General features: G+C 69.0%; 15 protein-coding genes. 4 read left to right on the forward strand and 11 right to left on the reverse strand.

Annotation, left to right across the window (positions count from 1 at the left end; all coding sequences use genetic code 11):
• Window positions 1-32: 32 nt before the first annotated feature.
• Window positions 33-887, forward strand: coding sequence for a hypothetical protein (locus D9V41_RS08065; protein WP_121794051.1), 855 nt, complete (start codon window positions 33-35; stop codon window positions 885-887).
• On the opposite strand, the gene D9V41_RS08070 is transcribed toward D9V41_RS08065, so the two are convergent.
• Genes D9V41_RS08070 through D9V41_RS08085 form a run of 4 tightly spaced genes read right to left on the reverse strand, consistent with a single transcriptional unit; the run spans window position 880 to window position 4,794 of the window.
• Window positions 880-1,704, reverse strand: a complete 825-nt coding sequence (locus D9V41_RS08070; RefSeq protein ID WP_121794052.1) for an ABC transporter ATP-binding protein — start codon at window positions 1,702-1,704, stop codon at window positions 880-882. The genes D9V41_RS08065 and D9V41_RS08070 overlap by 8 nt on opposite strands.
• A complete protein-coding gene (locus D9V41_RS08075; protein WP_121794053.1) occupies window positions 1,701-2,726 on the reverse strand; it encodes a FecCD family ABC transporter permease in 1,026 nt (341 codons plus the stop codon). The genes D9V41_RS08070 and D9V41_RS08075 overlap by 4 nt, the downstream gene beginning before the upstream one ends.
• Window positions 2,723-3,754, reverse strand: coding sequence for a FecCD family ABC transporter permease (locus D9V41_RS08080; RefSeq protein WP_121794262.1), 1,032 nt, complete (start codon window positions 3,752-3,754; stop codon window positions 2,723-2,725). Before D9V41_RS08080 ends, D9V41_RS08075 begins: the two co-directional genes overlap by 4 nt.
• Window positions 3,755-3,765: 11 nt before the next feature.
• On the reverse strand, window positions 3,766-4,794 hold the full coding sequence (locus D9V41_RS08085; RefSeq protein ID WP_121794054.1) for an iron-siderophore ABC transporter substrate-binding protein: 1,029 nt from the start codon (window positions 4,792-4,794) through the stop codon (window positions 3,766-3,768).
• Between the two features lie 106 nt (window positions 4,795-4,900).
• On the opposite strand from D9V41_RS08085, the gene D9V41_RS08090 reads away from it, so the two are divergent.
• The 3 genes from D9V41_RS08090 to D9V41_RS08100 all read left to right on the forward strand — a co-directional run bounded on the left by D9V41_RS08090 (window position 4,901) and on the right by D9V41_RS08100 (window position 7,665).
• On the forward strand, window positions 4,901-5,224 hold the full coding sequence (locus D9V41_RS08090; protein ID WP_121794055.1) for a putative quinol monooxygenase: 324 nt from the start codon (window positions 4,901-4,903) through the stop codon (window positions 5,222-5,224).
• A complete protein-coding gene (locus D9V41_RS08095; protein WP_121794056.1) occupies window positions 5,221-6,165 on the forward strand; it encodes an ADP-ribosylglycohydrolase family protein in 945 nt (314 codons plus the stop codon). Before D9V41_RS08090 ends, D9V41_RS08095 begins: the two co-directional genes overlap by 4 nt.
• 165 nt (window positions 6,166-6,330) lie before the next feature.
• Window positions 6,331-7,665 carry a stress response protein gene (locus D9V41_RS08100; RefSeq protein ID WP_121794057.1) on the forward strand — a complete coding sequence of 445 codons (1,335 nt, stop codon included), beginning with the start codon at window positions 6,331-6,333 and terminating at the stop codon, window positions 7,663-7,665.
• 65 nt (window positions 7,666-7,730) lie between these two features.
• Here the strand turns inward: D9V41_RS08100 and D9V41_RS08105 are convergent, their stop codons facing one another.
• The 7 genes from D9V41_RS08105 to D9V41_RS08135 form a co-directional block, all read right to left on the reverse strand.
• On the reverse strand, window positions 7,731-8,909 hold the full coding sequence (locus D9V41_RS08105) for an alcohol dehydrogenase catalytic domain-containing protein (protein ID WP_121794058.1): 1,179 nt from the start codon (window positions 8,907-8,909) through the stop codon (window positions 7,731-7,733).
• Window positions 8,910-8,967: 58 nt separating this feature from the next.
• Window positions 8,968-10,548 (reverse strand): phytoene desaturase family protein, encoded by a 1,581-nt coding sequence (locus D9V41_RS08110; RefSeq protein WP_121794059.1) that lies wholly within the window; start codon window positions 10,546-10,548, stop codon window positions 8,968-8,970.
• Window positions 10,545-10,982, reverse strand: coding sequence for an SRPBCC family protein (locus D9V41_RS08115; RefSeq protein WP_121794060.1), 438 nt, complete (start codon window positions 10,980-10,982; stop codon window positions 10,545-10,547). Before D9V41_RS08115 ends, D9V41_RS08110 begins: the two co-directional genes overlap by 4 nt.
• 171 nt (window positions 10,983-11,153) lie before the next feature.
• A complete protein-coding gene (locus D9V41_RS08120; protein ID WP_121794061.1) occupies window positions 11,154-11,546 on the reverse strand; it encodes an acyltransferase family protein in 393 nt (130 codons plus the stop codon).
• Window positions 11,547-11,633: 87 nt separating this feature from the next.
• Window positions 11,634-13,268 (reverse strand): phosphoglucomutase (alpha-D-glucose-1,6-bisphosphate-dependent), encoded by a 1,635-nt coding sequence (gene pgm / locus D9V41_RS08125; protein ID WP_121794062.1) that lies wholly within the window; start codon window positions 13,266-13,268, stop codon window positions 11,634-11,636.
• Window positions 13,269-13,364: 96 nt separating this feature from the next.
• The gene (locus D9V41_RS08130; protein WP_121794063.1) at window positions 13,365-14,489 is read right to left on the reverse strand and encodes a hypothetical protein; all 1,125 of its coding nucleotides are present in this window, start codon (window positions 14,487-14,489) and stop codon (window positions 13,365-13,367) included.
• Window positions 14,486-15,568, reverse strand: a complete 1,083-nt coding sequence (locus tag D9V41_RS08135) for a hypothetical protein (protein ID WP_121794064.1) — start codon at window positions 15,566-15,568, stop codon at window positions 14,486-14,488. The genes D9V41_RS08130 and D9V41_RS08135 overlap by 4 nt, the downstream gene beginning before the upstream one ends.
• Window positions 15,569-15,570: the final 2 nt, after the last annotated feature.

Consider the following 15,570-nt stretch of genomic DNA (forward strand, 5'->3'; position numbering starts at 1 on the left):
AGTCCTAACTATCTCCTCCCGAGTGAGCCCCCATGATCGTCGAACCCGCACCCGCTGAGCGCTGGAGCGATGACCTTGCCCTGCTGGGCTCCGTCCTCAGCGGTCTCGGCGGCACCGCCGTCGCGGCCACCGCCACCGACAGCTCGGCGGTGAGCGCGACCGGCTCCTACGGCCGGCTCGGCGGGCTGGGAGCGCCGTGGCCGCGCCAGGCGGCCGACGAGTTGACCGTGCGGCTGTGTCCGGCCTCCCTCGATGCCTTCGCCACCGACGCGGACGGCAGCATGGTGCGCATCCTCAATCAGGACGGCGACGTGGTCCACCGGGTCGTCTGCTCGCGAGGTCAGGGCACAGGCTCGACGGTCCGGGCGGGAACGACGTTGCGATCCCTGCCCTGGGCGCGCGAGCGCGATCCTCAGTCGGCGGCCCGCCAGCTCATGTCACTTGACGCCCAGGGACACCTCGACACCCTCGTCGCCGACGGCGGAGCGTTGCGCAGCGCCGCCCTTGATCTGCTCCGGGGCACGCACCTCGTCACCCCGATCGCCCCGGCGCTGGCACTGCACGCGCTCGACCATCTGCACCGCGACCGCATTCCCGTCTCGCTCGCCGTCCCCGCCTCCGGCTGCCTCTTGGCGATCCACGGCGTCGTCGAGGAGTTGCGGGGCGGCGCTTCGATGACCTTCGCGCGCCTCGGCAACGGAACCGTCCGGGTCGATCCGGCGGCGATCACCGAGGCGTGGGTGGTGCGGCCCGAGAACGGTGCCGCTCTCGTCGAGTTCTACGACCGCACCCGTCGCTGCTCGATCGCGATCGGGCAGCCGCTGCGGCGCGATCCGGTCGCCACGGCCAGGTGGGAGCACCTGACCGCCATGCTCTCGATCAGCTGATCGGCGTCACGTCGTTCGCTCGCGCATGGTGCCGGCCGATCGGCAGCATCATGGGCTTGCCCGAGGTGGGATCGATCATCACCTGACTCTCCAGACCGAACACCTCGCGCACGGTGGCCTCGGTGAGCACGTCGGCCGGATGACCCGCAGCGTGCAGCCGCCCCTCGGCCACCGCGATGAGGTGATCGGCGTAGCGGGCCGCCAGGTTGAGGTCGTGCAGCACCATGACGATCGTCGTACCGCGCTGGCGGTTCAGGTCGGTGAGCAGGTCGAGGACCTCGATCTGGTGACTGACGTCGAGGAAGGTCGTCGGCTCGTCGAGGAACAGCAGATCCGTCTGCTGGGCGAGCGCCATGGCGATCCACACCCGCTGGCGCTGGCCTCCGGACAACTCGTCGACGGCGCGATCGGCCAGCGCCACGGTGTCGGTGGCGTCCAGTGCCGCGAGCACCGCCGCCTCGTCCTCGGCACTCCAACGCGCGAAGACCTTCTGGTGCGGATGGCGGCCCCGCCCGACGAGGTCGGCGACGGCGATGCCCTCCGGAGCGATCGGCGACTGCGGTAGCAGCCCCAGCGTGCGGGCGACGTCCTTGGTCGGCAACCGGTGCAGCTCCTTGCCGTCGAGGACCACGTGACCGGACGTCGGCGCCATCAGTCGGGACATCGCGCGCAGCAGGGTGGACTTGCCGCAGGCGTTGGCTCCCACGATCGTCGTGATCTGGCCGGTGGGGATCGTCAGGTCGAGGTTGTCGACGACGGTGCGCTCCCCGTAGGCGAGGCTGAGACGCTCGGTGTGGAGCGTGTGGGTGGCGGTCATAGCGAACCTCCCGCGCGATTGGTGCGGATGAGCAGGTAGACGAGGTACGGGGCGCCGAGGACTCCGGTGACGACGCCGACCGGATAGCGAGATCCGAAGGCGAACTGGCCGGCCAGGTCCGCAACGAGGACGAGCAACGCGCCGACGAGGGCCGCCGGTACGAGCAGCGACCCGGTCGGGCCGACGAGGCGCGCCGCGATCGGTCCGGACAAGAAGGCGACGAAGGCGATGGGTCCGGTCGCCGCCGTGGCGAACGCGATGAGCCCGACCGCGGCGATGATGACCGTGACCCGGGTGCGTTCCACCCGTACGCCCAGAGCCGAGGCGGCGTCGTCCCCGAGTTGCAGCAGGTCGAGGCGACGGCTGTGTGACAGCAGCAGGGCGCCGAACGCCGCGACCGCCACCGAAAGGGTCACCACCTCGCTCCACGTCGCCCCGTTCAAGCTGCCGGTGATCCAGCGCATCGCGGCCGGCAGATCCCAGGTGGCAGCACGAACCAACAGGTAGGAGACGACGCTCTGGAGCATCGCGGCGATCCCGATCCCGATGAGGATGAGCCGCGTGCCCACGACCCCGTCCTTGAACGACAGGACGTAGATCAGCATCGCGGTGGCGAGCGCGGCGACGACCGCCACGAGCGAGATCACCGCTCCCGACACGGCGAGGACCGTGATGGCGAACACCGCGGCGGCACTCGCACCGTGAGTGATGCCGATGATGTCGGGGCTCGCCAGCGGATTGCGCAGCATGGTCTGGAACGTCACGCCGCCGAGGGCGAACGCCACGCCGGCGAGCACGCCGAGCACCGCCCGCGGCAGCCGCAACTCCCCGACGGTGAAGGAGGCGCCGGGCACGGTCTGGCCGGCGATGACGCGCAGCACGTCGCCGGGCGGATAGAACGTCTGGCCGACCATGAGCGTTACGACGAAGGTCGCGACCACGAGCACGACGAGCGTCGCGAGAGCGCCGCGGCGGCGCACGGCGCGGCGAGTACGTCCGGCGGCAAGCACGTCGACGCTCATAGGGCGCGCACCTTCTGCTTGCGCACGACGTAGATGAAGAAGGGGGCGCCGATGATGGCCGTGACGATGCCCACCTCGATCTCCGACGGGCGCGCCACGACGCGGCCGACGACGTCGGCGACGGTGAGCAGCAGGGCACCGACCATCGCCGCGGAGGGCAACAGCCACCGGTGGTCGACGCCGATCAGCAGCCGGCAGACGTGCGGGACGACGAGCCCGACGAACGCGATCGGCCCGGCGACCGCCGTGGCCGCACCGCACAGGGTGACCGCGCCGACGAAGGCGGCGACCCGAATCACCATGACCCGCTCGCCGAGGCCCGTGGCGAGCTCGTCGCCCAGGGCCAGAGAGTTCAGCCCTCGAGAGCATGCGATGCAGATGAGTGCCCCCACGATGAGGAACGGCAGCACCTGGCCGAGTTTCGTGTAGGTGGCGCCACCGACGCCCCCGACCTGCCAGAACCGGAAGGAATTGAGGACGTCGACGCGCGGCAACAGGATCGCGCTGATCAGCGAGGTGAACGCGGCGGTCGTGGCCGCACCGGAGAGCGCGAGCTTCAGCGGGGTCGGGCCGCCGCGACCCAGCGAGCCGATCCCGTACACGAATGCGGAGGCGAGCGCGGCGCCGGTGATGGCGACCCAGATGTACCCGGTGGCGGTGCTGAGGCCGAAGAACGCGATACCGGACACCACGGCCAGCGAGGCGCCCGGAGTGACCCCGAGGATCATCGGGTCGGCGAGCGGGTTGCGCGTCAGACCCTGGAGAACGGCGCCGGCCACTCCGAGCGAGGCGCCGACGAGCATCGCCAGCAGGGTCCGCGGGATGCGCTGGCGCACGGCGGCCTCAGCGATGCCGTCGGCATCGGTGGTGAAGGCGCTGACGAGGTCGTTCCACCCCACCACACGGGTACCGAACGCGACAGAGAGCGCTGCCGCGAGAACGAGGACCGCGGCGCCGGCGAGCAGCAGGGCGAGAATCGCCGGCACCGGACGACGCCGGTCGGCGTCGTCCGGTGCGGCTGTTCTCACGAGGGTAACGGTCACTGGACCTTCGAAGCGGCGTCGGCGAGGAGGTCGAGGTAATCGGACAGCGCCCAGGGCAGCGACAGCGGGGACGGGTTCCCCGCGGCGGCGAGCGGCGTGTTGTCCTCGAGAATCACCACCGCGCCATCGGCGACCGCCGGGATCTGCGAGAGCAGCGGATCCGCCTGCAGCGTCGGCAGGAGTTGCTCACTCCCGTAGCTGATGAGGATGTCGGTGTCGTCGAAGGCGTCGGCCTCCTCCGCACTTTGATCGAGGAAGAACTGGTCGGTCGACGTGCTGCTCTTCTCGACGAGCGCCGGCGTCCGGAGGCCGAGGTCGACGAGGAACGCTGCACGCGGGTCGTGCGTCGTGTAGTAGCTCACCTTGCTCAGGTCCGACGGATCGAGATAGACGAAGGCGCCGGTCTTGCCCTCGAGCTCGGGACGCTCAGCGATACCGTCGGCGATCTGCTGCTCCAGATCGGCGATGAGGTCCTGACCCTCCTGCTCGAGCCCGAGCGCCCTGCTGTTCATCTCGATCGTCTCGCGCCACTCGGTACCCCACGGCGTGTCCGGGTAGGCCACGACCGGCGCGATCTTGCTGAGGGTGTCGTACTCCTCCTGCGAGAGCCCGGAGTACGCGGCGAGGATAACATCGGGCTGCGTGTCCGCGACCGCCTCGAAGTCGACGCCCTCGGTGTCGTCGAACAGCACGGGCGCCTCGGCGTCGAGCTCTTCGAGCCGCTCTTCGGTCCACGGAAGAATGCCGTCGCCGTCGTCGTCGCCATAGTTGGCCTTGGTCATCCCCACCGGGACGATCCCGAGTGCCAGCGCGACCTCATCGTTCGACCAGCCCACCGCGGCGACCCGCTCAGGCTCGGACTCGATGGTGGTCTCGCCGAAGGCGTGCTCGACCGTCACGGGGAACTCGCCGGAGCCCGCCGCGTCGTCGAGAGCGGAGTCATCGGAGGACGAGCCGCAGGCGGCGAGGACGAGGGCCGCGGCTGCCGTAGCGACCGCCGAGGTCATGACACGCGAAGAGCGCATGGGCACTACTCAACTTTCTTCCAGTAGGTAAGGCTTGCCTAGCCTACGCCCTGCCCCGGGGGGTCGCACAAGGGCTTCCACGACTCGAACGCGTCACAATGGAGGCATGATTTTCATCGTCGTGAAGTTTCCCGTCAAGCCAGAGTGGGCCGATCGCTGGATCGACCACGTCACCCCGTTCACCGAGGCGACCCGCGCAGAGCCGGGAAACCTCTGGTTCGACTGGTCGCGCAGCGTCGAGGACCCGAACCTGTTCATCCTGGTGGAAGCGTTCCGCGACGGCGAGGCCGGCGCTGCCCACGTGCAGTCGGAGCATTTCCAGCAGGCCATGAGGGACCTTCCCCAGGCACTCGCGTCGACGCCGCAGATCATCAGCGAACAGATCGACGCCTCCGACTGGAACCTGATGGGCGAGCTGACCGTCGAGTGACCGATCACCGTGACCGCGCGCGGGGCGTGCTGCTGGCGTCGGCCTGCGGCGACGCCCTGGGGGTGCCCTACGAGTACGGTCCGCCACTCGCCGATGACGCGGTCCCGGAGATGGTCGGACGACCCGAGTCCGACCTTCGACCCGGCGAGTACTCCGACGACACGGCGATGTCCGTCTGCATCGCGGAGGCGGCCGCCCGCCACGGCGGGCTCGACGAGGAAGCGCTGGACGACCTCGCGCGGCGCTTCCTCGAGTGGGGCCGCGTCGGCGTCAAACACGCCGGCCGACAGACGAAACTGGTCTTCGCCGCGAGCTCCGCGCCGACGGCCGACGCCATGCGGCGTGCCGCTCGAGCGGTGCTCGAGGAGAAGCCGCACGCGGCCGGTAACGGCGCCCTGATGCGTACCGCGGTCGTCGCCCTCGTGCGGCCTGACGACCGCCTCGGCACGGCGCGCTCCGCGGCGGAGGTCGCGCGCCTCACCCACCCGCACCAGGAATCGGTCGAGTCGTGCGTGCTGTGGACCGAAGCGGTCCGCCGCGCGCTCGTGGGCGGGGACATCGACCTCGTCGCGGGCCTCGACCTCCTCGAACCGACCAGCCGGAGCTCGTGGCGCGCGCGGATCGAGGCCGCGACCGGTGCCGACCCCGGCAGCTTCACGCCGAACGGCTACACCGTTGCGGCGATGCAAGCGGCCTGGGCCGCGGTCACCTCGACGCCAGGCCAGGGCGCCGTGCACCTGTCGATGTCGCTGATCGCTGCGATCCGTGCCGGAGGTGACACCGACACGATCGCCGCCATCGCCGGCGGACTGCTGGGAGCACGCTGGGGCGCCTCGGCCGTCCCGGACATGTGGCGCAACGCGGTTCACGGTTACGGCGGGCTGGACGGCGCCGGGCTCGTCGCCCTTGCCGATCAGGTGCTGGGCTCAACCCAGGACTGAGACGACGGCCGCGTCCCTGTGCGATGGGGTCGCCGGCGACCGCAGTCTGCGGTGGGGGCCCAGCGGCACAGCCTGACTCTGACGACACCGCAGCCGACCACATGGAAATGAACTCTTGCCGTCCGCCTCTGGGCTAACGTGATTCTGATCACGAGAGGTGGAAGTATGCATGAGGAGAGCTGGCATCAGGCCCGCCTGATCCCGACATCCGGCATCAACGGGGCCCAGGAACAGGAGCGCCGCGCAACTTCGGCCCCGCTTGCGGTACTCAGCGTCGTACCCGAATTCTCGAAAGCACTGCTAGCGCCGCTGGGGGCCATCCGCGGAACCACCGAGACGTTCATCGAAGTTCCGTTCGAGAGTCCTGAGGGGAAGGTGTTCCCTGACGGGCTTATCCGGATCCGCCGAGGATCACGACAGTGGACGGCGCTCATCGAGGTGAAGACCGGGAAGAACGAACTCGAGGCGCAGCAGCTCGAGTCTTATCTGGATATCGCTCGGGCGGAGGGCTTCGATGCCCTCATCACGATCAGTAACGAGATTCCTCCGATTCCTGGACACCATCCCACTTCCGTCGATCGCCGCAAGCTCCGCAAAGTCGCACTTCACCACATCCCGTGGTCGTTCGTGCTTTTTACCGCGATCATGCAAAAGGAGCACCGCGGTGTCTCCGATCCGGAGCAGGCGTGGATCCTGGGCGAGCTCATCCGCTATCTCGAACATTCAAAGTCAGGCGCGCTCGAGCTCGACGACATGGGTAAGCACTGGGTCTCGATCCGAGAGTCGGTCGCCTCTGGCACTTTCCGCGCCAATGATGCTGGAGGCGCGGAGGTGGCCTCGCGCTTCGACGCGCTACTGCGCTACGCCGGTTTGCGTCTAGGGCAGCAGCTGGGCATCGACGTGACGCCGGCGCTCACCCGCGCAGAAATCGCTGAGCCGCAAGAGCGGATGGAAGCTCTGTTGAAGCAGCTTGCGTCAGACGGCAGCCTTACCGGCGGCTTGCGGATTCCTCATGCCGTTGGTCCCCTGACGGTGTCGGCCGATCTTCGGGCTGGCCGCGTGACCTGTCAGGTGGACATCCCTGCTCCCCAGACCGGCCGCCAACTCACCAGAGTGAACTGGGTCGTCCGCCAATTGAAGAACGCTCGCCCCGACGTCCGTATCGAGACGCTCATCGCGAGAGCCCGGGGAGAAGGGCCGACGGAGCTACTGGAGAAGGTGCGCGAAGACCCGAAGTCGATCGCGCCCGACTCGAACCGGGAGATCAAGGGCTTCCGCGTTGCGCTCTCCGTTGCGATGGGACCTAAACGTGGTCGAGGTCGAGGGAGCTTCATCGACTCGGTCGTCGAAACCGTCGATGAGTTCTACGGTGACGTGATTCAAAACATCAAGCCTTGGTCACCGAGCCCTCCGAAAATGCGTCCTTCTCCTGAACTCGACGGCGACACCCTATCGTCGACGGACCTTTCCTCTCAGGACCAAGCCGTAGCGCCCGCATGAGCGCCTAGCGCTCGTCGTGGACGCCGGGGGTTTACGAAGACGTAGAACGAACGACTCCGCGCCGCTCAGGGGCGGAAGACGTACTTGATCGCGCCGTCCTGCTTGGCCTGAAAGGTCGCGTAAGCCTCGGGAGCTTGCTCGAGGGGGACGTGATGGGTCGCGAAGGTCTCGAGCCCGAGCGGGTCGGAGGCGTCCTCGACGAGCGGCATGACGTCGTCGAGCCAGCGCCGCACGTTGGCCTGGCCCATGCGCACGGTGATCTGCTTGTCGAACATGGTCTGCATCGGCAGCGGATCGGAGGCACCGGCGTAGACGCCGCTCAGCGAGATGGTGCCGCCCCGGCGAACGATGTCGATGGCGCTGTAGAACGCCGCGAGGCGGTCGATACTCGCGTTCGTCATGACCGTCTGCTCGACCTTCCGCGGCAGGAACCCGACGAGCTTCTGGGCCGTCTCGGCGACCGGTGAGCCGTGCGCCTCCATCCCGACCGCATCGACGACGGCGTCGGCACCTCGGCCCTGGGTCTTCTCGCGCACGACCACGGGCACGTCCTCGCTCGACAGATCGATCGTCTCGACACCACGCGACGCGGCGCGGCCGATCCGCTCGGGCACCATGTCGATCCCGATGACGCGCACCCCCTGCTGCAGCGCGATGCGGCAGGCCATCTCCCCGATCGGGCCGAGACCGAGTACCGCGAGGGTCTCCCCCTCGCGGACGCCGGAGTAGGCCACCGCCTGGTACGCCGTCGGCACGACGTCGGAGAGGAACAGGAAACGGTCGTCCGGAGGTCCCTGGTCGACCTTGATCGGTCCGTAGTCGCCGTGCGGCACCCGGAGGTACTCGGCCTGGCCGCCGGGAACGCCCCCGTACAAGTCCGTGTAACCGAAGAGCGCCGCACCCATGCCGCTCTCGCGGACCTGCGTCGTCTCGCACTGGGTTTGCAGGCCCTGTTCACACATGAAGCAGTGGCCGCAGGAGATCTGGAACGGAATCACGACGCGGTCACCGAGCTCCAGGTTCGTGACGGCCGACCCCTTCTCCACGACCTCACCCATCGGCTCGTGACCGAGGACGTCGCCGGGGTGGAGAAAGGCTCCCAGGACCTCATACAGGTGCAGATCCGAGCCGCACAGACCCGACGAGGTCACCTTGATAATGATGTCGGTGTCGTGGTGAATGGTCGGATCGGGGACGTTCTCGACGCTCACGTCGCGTCGGCCTTGCCAGGTCAGAGCTCGCATGAGTGGGCTGCCTCCTCAGGCTCGTTGGCGTGCCTTCGACGCTGCCACGGTTCGCCGGTCAACGCATCCCGAGCGCGCGTGGGAGCCGGGCCCGAAACAGCGCGGCTCGAGCCGCGTTGTTGCCGGCCGCCCCGTGCACTCCACCACCGGGATGAGCCGAACTCGATGCGAGATACAGCCCGCGGATCGCGGTGTCGGCCCGCCCGGTGCCGGCGACCGGTCGGAAGATGAGTTCCTGGTGCAGTTGTTGGGTGCCCCCGCCGACCGCGCCACCGAAGAGATTCGCATTACGCGCCTGGAGCTCGCGCGGCCCGAGCACACGACGCGACAGCACCCGCGAACCGAAGCCCGGAGCGAGCGCCTCGATGCGGGCCTGCATACGGTCCGCGAACCGTTCGCGTTCGTCGGGGTCCCAGGTGCCGGCGAGCTGGTCCCCGACATCCCCGCGGACCTGCTGCGGCACATGGGTATACGCCCACATCGCCTCGGTGCCCTCCGGTGAACGCGTCGGATCCGTGGTGGCCATGAGACCGGTCAACAGGAACGGGCGGTCCGGGATGAGGCCCGCGTGCACCTGCGAGAGTGCCTCGCTCATCTGCGGCAGGGAGTCGGCGATGTGCACGGTTCCGGGCGTGTGCGTCGGCGGCGATTCCCACGGAACCGGACCGTCGAGAGCCCAGTCGACCTTGACCGTGCCGGGGTCCCACTGGAAGGTACTCATGCGGCGGCGGACGCGCGCGGGCACATCATGCTCGTCGAGCAGGCGCCCGTACAGCGCCGGTGCGCTCACGTCGGCCAGGACGACGTCGGTCTCGTATCGCTCGCCGTCCGCCGTCCGTACGCCGGTGACTCTCCCTCGGTCGACGTCGATGTGGGTGACCTCGGCGTTGCACCGGACGGCTCCGCCGTGCGCCTCGAGCCGTCGGACCAGGGCCGCCGACAGTTCTCCCGCACCCCCTTCGGGCACCGGGAATCCCACGGTCTGTCCCAGCATCGTCATGAGCAGACCCATGACGCCGGAGCCGGGAGCCGCAAGCGGAATGTCCGAGTGGCCGGCGTTGCCCGCCAGCAGGATCGTGGGGTGCCGCCCCTGGAAACGGCCGCGCCAGAGGTCGATGGCGGGTGTGAGCAGCATCTTGACGAGATCGAGGCCGCCGGCCTTGGGCAGCTTCGCGGCGAGACCGGCGCCGTGCCGAACGGGCGGGAACGGCGACAACAACGCTCCGATCAGTTGCTCGCCGATCTCGTCCCACAGCGCACAGAGCCGCAGCCACGCCTCGCCGTCCCCGGGATGGGCCTGCTCGAACCCCGCGGCGGTCTGCTCACGATCGCGCGTCTGCAAGGCCCAGGAACCATCGGGGAACGGGTGGCCGAGGACGGCAGGCGCGTGTCGCCAGCGCACCCCCCACCGTTCCAGATCCAGCGCGAGCAGCGCCGGAGAGGCTGCGGCGAGCGGGTAGAAGGCGCTGAATGTGTCGTGCCGGAAGCCCTCGTACACCTCGGTGTCGTGACGTACCGCTCCCCCGAAGTCGGGTTGCTGTTCGAGGACGAGCACCGACCATCCCGCATCGGCGAGCCGGTTGGCACCGACCAGACCGTTCGGTCCGGAGCCGATGACGACCGCGTCGACTCGGCTCACCGAGCATTCCCTTCGGCGAGGAATGCCAGCCGCCGGAGGGTCTCGATGTTGCGCCACTTCAGCGGCGGGGCGGACAGCATCCCGGGCACCAACGTCGCCGGTCCGGCGACGAGGTCTTCCTCCATCTCCACGAGGGTCTCGCCTCCCTGCGGAGTGAGCGTCAGGCGCACCTGCGCTTCGCCCGCCGGCCAGATGCGGGCCCGCATCTGCAGCTCTCGTCCGGGGATGCATCCAGTCGAGATGGTGGCATCGTCGATGAGAAGGGGCCAGGCGCCGACCGAGTGGTGAATGCGCGACCCTTGCGCCGGCCACGTCTCTTCGACATCGCGCATGCGGGAGGCTCCGACGACCCAGGAAGGAAACAGCCATCCGTCGGCCAGCACCGCCCAGATCTCGTCGGGCGTGGCCTTGATCGTCCGGGTGATCGTCGTCATGGGGACAGTCCACCAGAGGTTCGGCTCCCTCGCAGCCGAGCTGTGGAGCGACGCGCCGCTACGCGATGCCGAGGGTGCGGGCGAACGCCCCAGAGAAGTGGCGCGTGTCTCGATGGGTGATCACGTTCCCGAGGACGGCGTGGCACACGCCGCTGGCGAGGTACAGCTGCGTCAGGCCGATCGCGCGCCAGGATTCAGGGCGTCCTGGGGCTGAGCACCGAGGGGGCGCAAGGCCACGACGGCCACCACCACCGCGGCGAGGACGGTCACCGCGGCCGGGACGAGCCGCGTCAGCGTCCGCCCGTAATGTCGCGCGACGCGCCCCGGCTCGTTTCGTACCGACCGGCGGAACATGCTCGCCGTCAGCAGATATCCCGAGAAGAGCAGGAAGACGTCGACACGGCCGGAGACGCGGCCCTGGCCGACGATGTGAAACACGACGACGAGCGCGAGCGCGATGCCGCGGACTCCGTGGAGTTCACTGATGAAGTCGCTCTGCGGCACCGTCTCCGCGTGCGGGCTCTGCCGTTCGCGGCCGACGGCATGGAGCCCCGTTGAACCCACTTACTCGTACTCCCGTGGCGATCGTGGTGCGGTCACGTCTGCGTCTCCCTCCGCAAACCGCGCCAGATTACCAGCGGGCGTGCAACGTCAGGCGAGAACGGTGTCGACGAGCTGTTGCGCCTCGGACTGCACGCGGGCGAGGTGGTCCGGGCCGCGGAAGGACTCGGCGTAGATCTTGTAGACGTCCTCGGTTCCGGACGGCCGCGCGGCGAACCAGGCCGACTCGGTGGTGACCTTCACTCCCCCGATGGCGGCGCCGTTCCCCGGCGCCTCGGTGAGCACCCCGGTGATCTCCTCGCCGGCGAGTTCGGTCGCGGTGACATCGGAGGCACCGATCGTGCCGAGCTTGGCCTTCTGCTCACGCGACGCCGGCGCGTCGGTGCGCGCGTACGCGGGGTCGCCGTAGCGGGCCACGAGGTCGGCGTAGCGCTGACTCGGCGTGTTCCCGGTGGCCGCGAGGATCTCCGAGGCCAGCAGACACGCGATGATCCCGTCCTTGTCGGTCGTCCAGACCGTGCCGTCCTGGCGAAGGAACGAGGCTCCCGCCGACTCCTCGCCGCCGAAGCCGAACGAGCCGTCGAGGAGGCCGGGAACGAACCACTTGAACCCGACCGGAACCTCGGTGAGCGGCCGGCCGAGACCCTGCGCCACCCGGTCGATCATCGACGACGAGACGAGAGTCTTGCCGATCGCCGTCCGGTCCCCCCAGCCGGGACGAGCCCCACCGAAGAGGTAGTCGATGGCGACGGCGAGGTAGTGGTTGGGGTTCATCAGTCCCGCGTCCGGCGTGACGATGCCGTGACGGTCCGAATCCGCGTCGTTCCCGGTCGCGATGTCGAACCGGTCGCGGCGCTCGACCAGCGAGGCCATCGCCGACGGGCTCGAGCAGTCCATGCGGATCTTGCCGTCCCAGTCCAGGGTCATGAACCGGAACGTTCCGTCGACGAGCGGATTGACGACCTCCAGATTCAGGCCGTAGACCTCACCGATCCGCTCCCAGTACGCGACGCTGGCGCCGCCGAGCGGATCGGCTCCGATGTGCACGTGCGCGTCTGCGATGCGCTGCAGGTCGACGATCGACGGGAGGTCGTCGACGTACGTGCCGAGGAAGTCGTACGCCTCGCACGCGCCGCGAGCGTTCGTGAACGGCACCCGTCGCACGTCGCGCAGTCCGTCGGCGATCAGATCGTTGGCCCGCGCCGCGATCGTCGTCGTCGCATCCGAGCCGGCCGGGCCGCCGTGCGGCGGGTTGTACTTGAATCCCCCGTCGGCGGGCGGGTTGTGCGAGGGGGTGACCACGATCCCGTCGGCCCTTCCCCCGCCCCGGTTGGCACGCAGGATCGCATGCGAGACCGCGGGAGTGGGGGTGAAGCCGTCCTGTGCGTCGACGAGCACGGTCACGTCGTTGGCGACGAGCACCTCGAGCGCGGTCGCCCAGGCCGGTTCGGACAAGGCGTGCGTGTCGCGGCCGATGAACAGTGGTCCGTCGATCCCCTGAGAACGGCGGTAGTCGCAGATCGCCTGGGTGGTGGCCAGGATGTGGTGTTCGTTGAACGATCCGTTGAGGCTGCTCCCTCGATGCCCGCTGGTGCCGAACGCCACCTGTTGTGCGGGGTCGTCCGGGTCAGGGCGCACGGTGTAGTACGCGGTCACCAGGTGGGCGAGGTCGATGAGATCGGCGGGCTCGGCCAGCTGGCCGGCGCGCGAGTCAGCAGCGCTCATGAGTCCTTTCGGTCGGCAGCGACGCTGCGCGGTTCCAGGGGCAGAGCCCACTCTACGATCTGAGTCACGGGCACGCCGCCGCTGCGGCCCGGATGATCAGTCCTGCACCGGCGCACGGTCGGCGAATCGCTCGCGCAGCGGACGAGCGGCTTCTCCGGCCACGATGACGATGTCCCCGTCGGCGAGGACCAGCGCGGTCGCGGGAGGAGCCAGCGGCCAGCCGAGCGGCACGTCGAGCGCCCCGCTGATCTGATCGGGGTCGAGGCGCAGCGCCTCGGACGACGACGGGTTCCGCAGCACGACCGCGTCGCCCGACGTGTCCACGGCGACGCGACGGTTCGGCCGATCCAGGAGCGCATCGCCATAGGACCGAAGAGACACGATGTGCGAACGCCGCTGCAACAACAGCGCCGGCACGCACGCGAGCGCCAGCAGCAGCACGACGAGCACGGCCACCAGAAAGGGCTGCCAGCCATCGCTGATGACGCGCGTGACCAACAGTGAGACCAGGACCAATGCCAGCGGGACCAAGCGCCACCCGAGGCCCGACGAGGGCTCGCGAACCCCACGCCAGCGCGCGATCGTGCGCAGTTCCAGCCGGGTCAGATCGAGCACTTGCTGCTGAAGCCAGACATCCCGTACCAGGCCGACCAGGCGAGCCCCGGCGAGGCCGACCGAGCCCACGACGACCACGACGGCCACGGCCCGCGCGGCAGCGTCGAGATCGTCCAGCAGCACGATGATGATGCCGGGCACCGTGACGGCGAACAACGCCCCGACCGCGCATGACGCGATCAATACCCGCGGATGCCATACGTTGCCGTAACCCAGGGCGACCGCGCGCGGCGCCAGGCGGTCGAAGTCGTCACTGCGCGCCACCTCGTGCGCGGTCACCAGGCGGTCGGGAACCTCACCGCCGAGGTGTCGTGCCCAGACAGCGCGATCGATGAAGGTCCAGTAGCGGATCGGACCGGCGACCTTCCGTCGCGTCTGGGACCAGCGGATCCAACGCCACACCAATCCGGCGATCATCAATGCCGCGAGCACGTAACCGGCGGCGGCGATACTCTCGGAACCGACCGCCACCACGGCCACGAAACCCAGGACGAGGACGGCGGCGTCGGCGAGTAACGAGCGCCAACGGTCCCGCGTGGCGAAAAGCACGTCGAGCCGCTGCTGACGCTCACGCAGGAGCGCCGCCCGATCGGCGAACTCGGTCATCGCCGATCAGGCTGTGCCCAGTGCTGCGGCAGCGCTTCGTGGACCTTGCGTCCGGCAAGCACGATGACGCTCTTGTCGTGGAGCACCATCGCGATCGCTGGTGGCGCCAGCGGCCAGTGCAGGGACACCGGGAAAGTTTCGACTACGTGATCCCTACGCAGCTCGAATGGTGCAGCGAGCCCAGCGTGGTCACGAAGCGTGATCACGTCGCCGTTCAGTTCGACCTCGACATAGCGGTCCGGCGCGTCCACTAACGAGTCCCCCGGAGGGCGCAATGCCACAACGTGAAGTCGCCGGCGACGTAGCACGAAGGGCAACGCGACCATGGCCGCGACCACGATGAGGGCCACGGCGATGAGGAGGGGTACCAGGCCACTGTCCTGAATCCGTCGCACCAGGAGCGCGACGACACCCACGGCAAGCACCACGGCGGCGGCGGCCAGACCAGCCACGGGTCGTGCCTGGCCGCTCTGCCTCGCTAGGACGTCGAGCTCGGTGCGCAGCCGGTTGAGCCGCTGCTGCTCCTGCCAGCTCTCTGAACACAGCACGCCAATCCGAGCTCCCATGAGAGCGGTGGAAAGGACGACGATCGCGCCGGCGACGACGCGATCGACGACCCCCTCGGCCCGGGCGATGCCGACGATGCCGAGTAGGGCGATGCCAAGCAGCACACCACTGAGCACCGCCATCATTCCCGCCCGCAACGGCAGTACCGCCGCATACTGTCGACGAAGGAGTACGGGGGCTCGGCTCTCGAAGTCAGGGGCGTGACGGACGTCGTCGACGGTGGCCACGTCCGGCGGCACGTTCGGGTCCGGCGCAGGGGCCCCGGGGGCCCGGTGAACGTCGCGCCAGTGCCCAAGGTCGTTGCCTGTAGCGCGCCAGATCGTCGCCCACCGCAGGAGTCGCCATGCCAGCACCACGACCGCGATCACGCCGAGAACCGTCGCCACAGCAGTCGGGTTTCCGCTCGATACGGCCGCGATCAGCCCGAGGAAGACGGCAGCTGCGTCGGCGGTGAGAGATGTCCATGCCCATCGGCGCCGACGCACGCGGTCGAGTTCGGCTTGTCGGCGCATGA

Source organism: Aeromicrobium phragmitis (assembly GCF_003674095.1).
Taxonomy (GTDB): domain Bacteria; phylum Actinomycetota; class Actinomycetes; order Propionibacteriales; family Nocardioidaceae; genus Aeromicrobium; species Aeromicrobium phragmitis.